The following is an 8619-nucleotide window of genomic DNA, read 5'->3' as shown; positions in this document are numbered from 1 at the left end:
TTCGTCCTGAGCCAGGATCAAACTCTCCGTGAATGTCTACCCGTCATCGGGCAACCACCTCGGAAGAGCGGCACGGCAACCACCGGAATAGGTGATCCCGCGCACTGCGTCCTCGCTAGTGTTTTACTTCATAAAGGAATCTCCAACCCCACCAAAGGCGAGGCCGGGGATGTCAACATATCTGGCGTTGACTTTTGGCACGCTGTTGAGTTCTCAAGGAACGGACACTTCCTTCGAGCCGCTTATCAGGCGGACCCTCCGGGCGCTTCGTTCGTGTTCCGAGCTTATCATGTCCGCCGTTCGGCGTTTCCGACCCGCTCTTTCCTTCGGCCTTTCGGCGCTTCCGACTCTACCAGGTTTCCCTGACCAGCCGTTCCGCGCTTCCGGATCCTCAAGAAGCTTACGCCGTAACCGACCTGACGACCTGTCCGACGTTTCAAACCTTAGCCGATCCCCGCTCCACAAAGCGAATCCAGCCGCAATCCATATAAACGCACACAGCAAATAGAACCGACCCGCGAGAAAGCGCGAATCAGCACGATCAGAAGATGTGTTCAGAGGATTGGCTGCCCCGGGACCGTCCGCGCCGATGCGTGTCCGGTGCTCCCTGCCGAGCGACTAGGAAACACTACCCCTATCGGGGGCCGGCGGCAAACCACCAGCTCGGACCACCCGAGTGCAGGCCGCCCGGCCCAGCTTCACGTACTCGCCGTTCGGACCGTCGTTGCCGGTGATCCAGTCCTGGGCCGCCTTCGCGTTCCGGCCGCCGGCCAGGTGCCGACGCAGCAGGCGCTCGTCCCGTACCGCGTCCTCCGCCTCGACGTACCAGAGCTCGTGCAACAGGGTGCGGACCGTGCGCCACGGGAGATCGTCGTTGGCGAGGTAGTTGCCTTCGGTGACGACCAGGCGGGTGTGCGGCTGGATCACGTGGCGGCCGGCCACCGCCTCGTCCAGGCGGCGGTCGAAGCCGGGGGCGTAGATGTCGTCGAAGCGTTCCACCGTGACCCGGCGCAGCAGGGCCAGGTAGCCGAGCGCGTCGAAGCTCGCGGGTGAGCCCTTCCGGCTGCGCAGGCCCAGGCGGTCGAGCTGGGCGTTGGCGAGGTGGAAGCCGTCCAGCGGGAGGTACGCAGCGGTGCCGGGGCCCTCAGCGCGGTTGAGCTCGGTGACCAGGTACCGGGCCAGGGTGGACTTGCCCGCGCCGGGCGGGCCGGCCAGGCCGAGGAGGGAGCGGCCCTTGTGGATCGTGCGGCCGTTCAGCAGGCGGGCCGCCGACTCGACGAGTTCGGCGGGGGCGGTGACGGGGGTCGGGTCACTGGTGTGAGCCGCTCGGGCTTCCTCGTGCATGGCCGCACCCTACTCAGCGGGTTCGGAGGTGAGAACCGGGACGTCGAAGGTGAGCGTCCCTGCGTCGGCGTCGAGGGTGGCGGGCAGGCCGAGCGGCACCGTGAGGGTGGACGGGCAGTGGCCGAAGCCGAACTCCCAGGCGACCGGGACGCCGAGCGGGGCGAGGCGGTCGGCGAGCACCCCGCGGACCTGGTCGAGCGGGCCGCAGTCCTCCCAGGAGCCGAGGGCGATCCCGGCGACGCCGTCCAGGGCGCCGGAGCGGATCAGCTGGGTGAGGATGCGGTCGAGCCGGTAGGGCTGCTCGCCTACGTCCTCCAGCAGCAGGATGGTGCCGGCGAAGGAGGGGCGGGCGGTGGCGGTGCCGCGATCGGTGGCGAGCAGGCTGGCGCAGCCGCCCGCGGTGACGCCGTGAGCGGTACCGGGAAAAAGCGCGACTCCCCCGGGGGCTCCGACGACCAGGGTGCTCTCCGGGGTGAAGAGGGTACGGCGCAGGTGGTCGGCCGTGGCCGGGTCGGCGATGAAGGTGGCGCCGGTGCCCAGCGGGCCGTACAGGGTGGGGACGCCCAGGCGCTGGGCGACGGCCTCGTGCAGCACGGTGATGTCGCTGAAGCCGACCAGGATCTTGGGCGGGGCGGCGCGCAGCGCGTCCCAGTCGAGCAGGTCGACCATCCGCTGGACGCCGTAGCCACCCCGGGCGCAGATCACGGCGGCGACGGTGGGGTCGCGCCAGGCGCGCTGGAAGTCGGCGGCGCGGCCGGCGTCGGTCCCGGCCAGGTAGCCGAGGTGGCGGTCCGTCAGGTGGTCGCCGGGGACGACGTCCAGTCCCCAGGAGCGCAGGATCGCCGTGCCGGCGGCGAGTTGGCCGAGGTCGATGGCGCCGCTGGTGGCGACGAGGGCCACCCGGTCGCCCGGCACCAGTCGGCGGGCTCGGCGCGGTGCGGCGGTCCAGATCTGCTGGGACATCGTCACTTCCTTCCGGAGAGGCAGGCGCGCGGCCCGGGGCCGCGCGCCTGCCCTCAGTCCTACCCCATGCCCATCGCGGACCTGACCTCGGCCAGGGTGGATTCGGCGACGGCGTTGGCCCGTTCCGCTCCGGCGGCCAGGACGGACCGGAGCAGGGCCCGGTCGGCGGCGAGTTCAGTCCGGCGGGCGCGGAGCGGGCGGAGGTACTCGTTGACCGTCTCGGTGGCCCGGCGTTTGAGGGCGCCCGCGCCGCCGTCACCGATCTCGGCGGCGAGTTCGGCCGGGTCGCGGCCCTCGCAGAGTGCGGTGAGCTGGACCAGGCCGGAGACGCCGGGCCGGTGCTCCGGGTCGTAGCTGATGTGCCGGTCGGCGTCGGTGGTGGCGCCCCGGATGAGTCGGGCGGTCTCGTCCTCGGTGGCGCCCAGCGCGATCGCGTTGCCCCGGCTCTTGCTCATCTTGCCGCCGTCGGTGCCCGGGAGCAGCGGTGCCTCCGAGAGCAGCGGCTGCGGCTCGGGGAACAGCGAGGTGGCGTACCGGTCGTTGAACCGGCGGGCGATGGTGCGGGTCGTCTCCAGGTGCGGCAGCTGGTCACGGCCGACGGGTACCAGGTTGGCCTTGCAGAACAGGATGTCGGCTGCCTGGTGCACGGGGTAGGTGAACATCAGCCCGCTGACGGTGGACTGGCCGGAGTGCGCGATCTCGTCCTTGACCGTGGGGTTGCGGCCGAGTTCGGCGACGGTGACCAGGCTGAGGAAGGGGAGCAGCAGTTGGTTGAGCGCGGGGACGGAGCTGTGCGTGAAGATCGTGGTGCGTTCGGGGTCGATCCCGGCGGCGAGGTAGTCGAGGACCAGGTTCTCGGCGTGCTCGGCCGGGCGGTCGGCCCGGTCCCGGTCGGTGAGGGTCTGGTAGTCGGCGACCACCAGCAGGAGTTCGACGCCCATCCGCTGGAGTTGCACGCGGTTGTGCAGGGTGCCGAAGTAGTGGCCGAGGTGGAGCGGGCCGGTGGGGCGGTCGCCGGTCAGGACGCGGTACCGGTCGGGATGCTGCCGGACGGTCTCGATCTGCATCGGGGGCTCCTCGGAGGACGGGTCGGAAGGTGACGGTGGGTCGGACCGGTCCGCCGAGGTGCCCCGAGGAAACGCCACAGGGCCGTCCGGTCGGACGGCCCTGGAGTCGTGCGTGAAGGGATGGCCGCCCTAGGACGGCCACCAGTTCAGGCACGGCTGCTGCTTCATGACGCCAGCGTAGCGGCCCGGGGCGGGCGGTGGCACGGGCTTTCGGCCCGGGCACCGTTCCGTTCGGACGATCGGATAGGTTTGCCTTGCCTTATCCAGATTCGTACAAGGAGCAGCGCGTGGCCCCCACCCCCGCCGACCGGACCCCTTCTCGTTCCTCCCGGCGCAGCTTCCTCGCCGTCGGACTGACCGGCGGTGCCGTGGTCGGTCTCGGCGGACTGCTCACCGCCTGCGGCAGCTCGGGGGGCGGGTCGGGCGGCAGCAGCTCGGCGAGCCCCTCGGCCGGCGCGAGCGTGAACCAGAAGTCGGTCACCCAGGGCGGCGACGACTACGCCACGGTGATCGAGAAGATGAAGGGCTTCGGCGCCGACGCGGCCGCCGGGGTCTTCCCGCGCACGGTGAAGCACGCGATGGGCAGCACCGAGATCGCGAAGAAGCCGGTCCGGGTGGTGGTGCTGGACACCGGCGAGCTGGACAACGTGGTGGCGCTGGGCATCCAGCCGGTGGGTGTCGCCTACACCGACGGGTCGAAGACCATGCCCGGCTACCTCGATGGCCGGGCGGGCAACCCGACCAGTGTCGGCACCATCTCCAGCCTCAACCTGGAGGCGATCGCCGCCCTCAAGCCGGACCTGATCCTGGGCAGCCAGCTGCGCGCGCAGGACCAGTACGCGGCACTGTCGAAGATCGCCCCCACCGTGTTCTCGATCCGCCCGGGCTACCCGTGGAAGGAGAACTTCGTCCTGAACGCCGCCCCGTTCGGGCTGGAGGCGGAGGCCAGGTCCCAGCTGACGGCGTACCAGGCGGCGGCCAAGGAGATCGGCGCCAAGGTGAGCGCGCGGACCGGCGGGAAGCCGCCGACGATCACGCCGCTGCGCTTCATGCCGGGCAAGATCCGGCTGTACGCGGAGCTCTCCTTCATCGGCACCGTGCTGGCCGACATCCCGCTGCCGCAGCCGAAGATCGAGCAGGTCAAGGAGCTGGCCGTGGAGGTCAGCGCCGAGCAGATCGACCAGGCCGACGCCGACTGGGTCTGCTACGGCGTGTACGGCTCGCCGAGCGCGACCAACCAGGACGCGGTGCTCGGCGGCGCGCTCTGGAAGACCCTGGGCGCGGTCAAGGCGGTCCAGGCCAGGCCGGTCGCGGACGAGACCTGGTTCCTCGGCCTCGGCGTGATGGCCGCCAACGCGGTGCTGAAGGACCTGCAGGGCTTCGTCGCCCCGCAGTGACCGCCGGGTGGAGGTGACGACGGGTCACCTCCACCCGCGCGGCGGCGTCAGCGCGGCCGGTTGGGCACGTAGCCGAGGTGCACCGGAATCACCGTGTTCTGCCCGGCCAGCCAGTCCGCCCGGACGTCGGCCAGCAGCCCCGGGAGCTGCGGCGGCCAGAGCGGGTCGGCCGCCGGGTCGGCCAGCTGCTCCGGCGTCCACCAGCGCCAGTCCAGGATCCCGTCGGCGCGGTGCGCCTCGCCGACGTCGCCGACCGGGTCGCGGCGCGGGCCACGGCCGAGGTAGATGTGCTCGGACTGCCGGACCGGGATGCCGTGCCAGGTGAAGTCGTGCTCCCAGGTGCAGAGCAGCGGGCCCGGCGCCAGGTCGGTCCAGCCGGTCTCCTCCCGGAGCTCCCGGGCGGCCCCGGTGGTCGGGGACTCGCCGTCCTCGATGCCGCCGCCCGGCATGTTCCAGTGGACACCGACCTCGCTGTTGTCGGAGCGCAGCAGGAAGACCGCCCCGCCCGGCTCCAGTACCGCGGTCCTGGCCGCGCGTCGTGGGGTTCGCATCGGGTCACCCTGGCAGAACGCCGTCGCGTCGGACCACCCGATTTCCGGCGGCGGGGTTCTACCCTGAGCCGGTGATCATGCTGCCTGCCGACCCGTTGACCCCCGGCCGTCCCGATCCGCACTACCTCCGGGAGGCCCGCCGGGTGGAGGAGTTGGGCGGCGGGTACGTCCTGCTCGACCACGACGCGCTGCTCGCAGGTGACGTCCGGGCGGCGGTCCGCCGGGTCCCGGCGGGCGGCGGTCCGCTCTGGTACCGGGGCTGGATGGTGCCGGTCCCGGCGTACGCGGCGCTGGCCGGGGCGCTCGCCGAGCGCGGGCGGCCGCTGCTGACCTCACCGGCCTCGTACGCGGACGCCCATGAACTGCCCGGCTGGTACCCGGTCTTCGAGGGCAGCACGCCGGAGAGCGTCTGGGTGCCGGGGCCGAAGGGGCCGGCCCCGGAGCAGCTCGCCGAGGCGGCCCGGCAGCTGGGCGGGCGCGGGCCGGCGATCGTCAAGGACTACGTGAAGTCCCGCAAGCACGAGTGGGCGACGGCCTGTTACGTGCCGGAGCTGGCCGATCAGGACGGGCTGGCCCGGGTGGTCGGGCGGTTCGTCGAGCTCCAGGCGGAGTTCCTGGCCGGCGGGGTGGTGCTGCGGCGGTTCGAGGAGTTCCGCCGGGACGCGGACGGCCGGGCGGTGGAGGCCCGGGTCTGGTGGCTGGACGGCGACCCGGTCCTGGTCGGGCCGCACCCGGACTGCCCCGACGCGACCGTCCGGCCGGAGCTCGACGGGATCGGGCAGCTGGTCAGGGCGCTGGGCTGCCGGTTCGTCACCACCGATCTGGCGCAGGCGGTGGACGGCGGTGCCTGGCGGGTGGTCGAGGTCGGGGACGGCCAGGTCAGCGACCTGCCGCGAGGTGCCGACCTCGGGCGGCTGCTGTCCGCGCTGCTCGCGGTCAGCGGGGGCTGAGGGCCCGGTACTCGACGGCCGACGGTTCGGCGGCGGCCCGCTGGGCCGGGACGAAGACCCGGGCCGCCGGCCGCTGACGGGCCACCAGCACCAGCGGCACCGCCACCGTGGCGAGCAGCCCGCCGAGCGTCAGGCCCATCGCCGGGTACCCGGCGGCCGCCGACAGCGCGGTGCCGACCGCCGGACCGCAGGCCACCCCGAGCGAGGAGGCCGAACCAGCCAGCACCGCCCACCGGCCGCCCTGGTCCAGGGTGGCCGCCAGGCCGATCAGGTAGGTGAGCACCAGCGGGTAGCAGGTGTTCCAGAGCACCTCGCCCAGCGCGAAGGCGCCGACCGACTCGGCGCCGCCGGTGAACAGCACGCAGAGCGCGATCACCGCCGTCCCGACGCCGATCGGCAGCGCCCGGCCGAGCCGGGCACCGACCGCACCGGCCACCGTCACCCCGAGCAGCCCACCGGCCAGGGCCAGGGCGAAGACCAGGCCCATGGTTTGCTCGGAGAGCCCGACCCGGCCGAGCCCGATCTGCCCGCTGACGCCCCAGAGGGCGTTCTGCGCCATCGACCAGAGCATCATGCCGCCCGCCAGCACCAGGCCCGCCGACCGCCGGGGCAGCACCGTCCGGGTCCGGGTCCGGGCCCGGACCGGCTCCCGATCCAACGTCAGCCGACCCACCGTCAGCAGGGCGAGCGCCGCCCAGCCGGCCAGCGCGGCGAACGGCAGCGGGTGCCCGGCGCCGAGCCGGGGCAGCAGCAGGAAGAGCGCGGCGGCCACGCAGGACGTGGCGAGCAGGCCGAGGGCGGAGCTGCGGTGCGGATCGGCCGAGCCGGCCACCGCGACCGCCGCCACCGCCGTCGCGGTCCCCGCGCCGACGCCGGTCAGCAGGCAGCCGGCCAGCAGTTGCGGCAGGGCGGTCGCGCCGGCCGCCAGCAGTGCGCCGACGATCAGCAGCCCGAGCCCGCACCTGGCCAGCCGGACCGGTCCGATCGCGCGGACCCGGCCGGCCAGCAGCAGGCCGGTCCCGGCCGAGGCGAGCAGCAGGGCGCTGCCGACCGCACCGGCCTGAGGGGTGGTCAGGCCGAAGCCGGTCACCAGCCGGCCGACGACGGTCGGCAGCAGATAGGCGGGCAGGTACCCGGCGGAGAACAGTGCCACCAGGGCGGTGACGGCAAGGCGCGCAGAGCTGCGCCCCGTCCGCGAAGACATGGGCATGGCCTCTCGACCAGGGTGGACCGGGGAGTCGCTCCCGGCCTCGTGCCCGGTCGCCAGGTCTGTCTATCAGGAGCAGCCCGGGTGACGTCCCGTCAGAGCCGCTTCGCAATCCCCGGGCTGCACAGTTGCGTCCGGCCCGAGATCGCTCCGTGATCGAACGGTCCTGCGATGAGGAAATCCCCGGAAAGTCGTTGGAACCTCCGCCCGGTCGCGCGCCTCCTGGCAGGACATCCGCAGCCGGCGAAGGAGACCGCATGACCATCAGCAACCGTCCGATGCCGCACCTGGAGGGTGCCGAGCACCGCTGGGTGGAGGTCCGGGGCGCCCGGCTCCACCTCGCCGAGTTCGGCAGCGGCGAGCCCGTCCTGCTGCTGCACGGCTTCCCGCAGCACTGGTACGCCTGGCGGCGGCTGGTGCCGTTGCTGGCGGCCGACCACCGGCTGATCTGCCTTGACCTGCGTGGCTTCGGCTGGTCCGAGCAGACCGCCCGGGGGTACGACACCGACGCGCTCGCCGCGGACGTGCTGGCGGTGCTGGACGCGCTCGGCCTGGACCGGGTGACGCTGGCCGGGCACAGCTGGGGCGCCGGGGTGGGGTTCCGGGTCTGCCAGCGGGCCCCGGAGCGGTTCCGCGCCTTCCTGGCGCTGAACATGGCGCACCCGTGGACCGAGCACCGTCAGGTGCTGCCGAACCTGTGGCGGCTGTGGTTCACCGCGTTCGTCGAGTACCCGGTGCTCGGACGGCTGGTGCTGCGGCACTGGCCCGCCTTCACCCGGTTCCTGCTGCGCCGGGCCGCCGTCGACCCGGCCTGCTGGTCGGCGGCGGAGTTGGCCGAGTTCACCGGGGCGACCCGGGCGTCGGCCCGGGCCGGACAGTCGCTGTTCTGGCAGTACGTGCTGCGGGACATCCCGGCGGGCCTGCGCGGGACGCACCGTCGGCGGCGGCTGACCGTCCCCACCCTGGTGCTGGGCGGCGAGCACGACCCGGTGATCCCGCCGGCCCTGCTGCGCGGTGCCCCGGACGCGGACGACCTGACGGTGTCGGTGCTGCCCGGCGTGGGTGGCCACCTGCCCGAGGAGTGCCCGGGGCAGGTGGCCGAGGCACTGCGGGGGCTGATCGCCCGGACCGCCTGACCCG

The 8619-nt window shown here is 73.0% G+C and carries 8 protein-coding genes; 3 read left to right on the top strand and 5 right to left on the bottom strand.

Annotated elements, in window-relative coordinates:
• Positions 1–618: 618 nt before the first annotated feature.
• From ACIRPK_RS19800 to trpS, 3 genes are read right to left on the bottom strand one after another with little or no spacing between them, the layout of a single operon-like run.
• Positions 619–1344 carry a nucleoside/nucleotide kinase family protein gene (locus tag ACIRPK_RS19800; RefSeq protein WP_403040532.1) on the bottom strand — a complete coding sequence of 242 codons (726 nt, stop codon included), beginning with the start codon at positions 1342–1344 and terminating at the stop codon, positions 619–621.
• A 9-nt stretch (positions 1345–1353) separates the two neighbouring features.
• The gene (locus ACIRPK_RS19795; RefSeq protein ID WP_403040531.1) at positions 1354–2307 is read right to left on the bottom strand and encodes an LD-carboxypeptidase; all 954 of its coding nucleotides are present in this window, start codon (positions 2305–2307) and stop codon (positions 1354–1356) included.
• Between the two features lie 59 nt (positions 2308–2366).
• Complete coding sequence (gene trpS, locus ACIRPK_RS19790; protein ID WP_403040529.1) at positions 2367–3374, bottom strand: tryptophan--tRNA ligase; 1008 nt, start codon at positions 3372–3374, stop codon at positions 2367–2369.
• 287 nt (positions 3375–3661) lie between these two features.
• Here trpS and ACIRPK_RS19785 point away from each other — a divergent pair, with 287 nt between their 5' ends.
• Positions 3662–4771 (top strand): ABC transporter substrate-binding protein, encoded by a 1110-nt coding sequence (locus tag ACIRPK_RS19785; RefSeq protein ID WP_403040527.1) that lies wholly within the window; start codon positions 3662–3664, stop codon positions 4769–4771.
• Between the two features lie 47 nt (positions 4772–4818).
• Here ACIRPK_RS19785 and ACIRPK_RS19780 read toward each other — a convergent pair whose 3' ends face one another.
• The gene (locus ACIRPK_RS19780) at positions 4819–5322 is read right to left on the bottom strand and encodes an NUDIX hydrolase (RefSeq protein ID WP_403040525.1); all 504 of its coding nucleotides are present in this window, start codon (positions 5320–5322) and stop codon (positions 4819–4821) included.
• Between the two features lie 77 nt (positions 5323–5399).
• On the opposite strand from ACIRPK_RS19780, the gene ACIRPK_RS19775 reads away from it, so the two are divergent.
• Entirely contained in the window at positions 5400–6272 is an 873-nt protein-coding gene (locus ACIRPK_RS19775) for an ATP-grasp domain-containing protein (RefSeq protein ID WP_403040544.1), read from the top strand.
• On the opposite strand, the gene ACIRPK_RS19770 is transcribed toward ACIRPK_RS19775, so the two are convergent.
• Positions 6259–7476, bottom strand: coding sequence for an MFS transporter (locus ACIRPK_RS19770; protein ID WP_403040524.1), 1218 nt, complete (start codon positions 7474–7476; stop codon positions 6259–6261). The two genes, ACIRPK_RS19775 and ACIRPK_RS19770, sit on opposite strands and share 14 nt — an antisense overlap.
• Before the next feature lie 260 nt (positions 7477–7736).
• Here ACIRPK_RS19770 and ACIRPK_RS19765 point away from each other — a divergent pair, with 260 nt between their 5' ends.
• A complete protein-coding gene (locus tag ACIRPK_RS19765) occupies positions 7737–8615 on the top strand; it encodes an alpha/beta fold hydrolase (RefSeq protein ID WP_403040522.1) in 879 nt (292 codons plus the stop codon).
• Positions 8616–8619: the final 4 nt, after the last annotated feature.

This window comes from Kitasatospora sp. NPDC101801 (genome assembly GCF_044766665.1).
In the GTDB taxonomy this organism is placed as follows: Bacteria; Actinomycetota; Actinomycetes; order Streptomycetales; family Streptomycetaceae; genus Kitasatospora.
The sequence above is the reverse complement of the archived record's forward strand: the minus strand, read 5'-3'. Positions and strand labels throughout refer to the sequence as shown.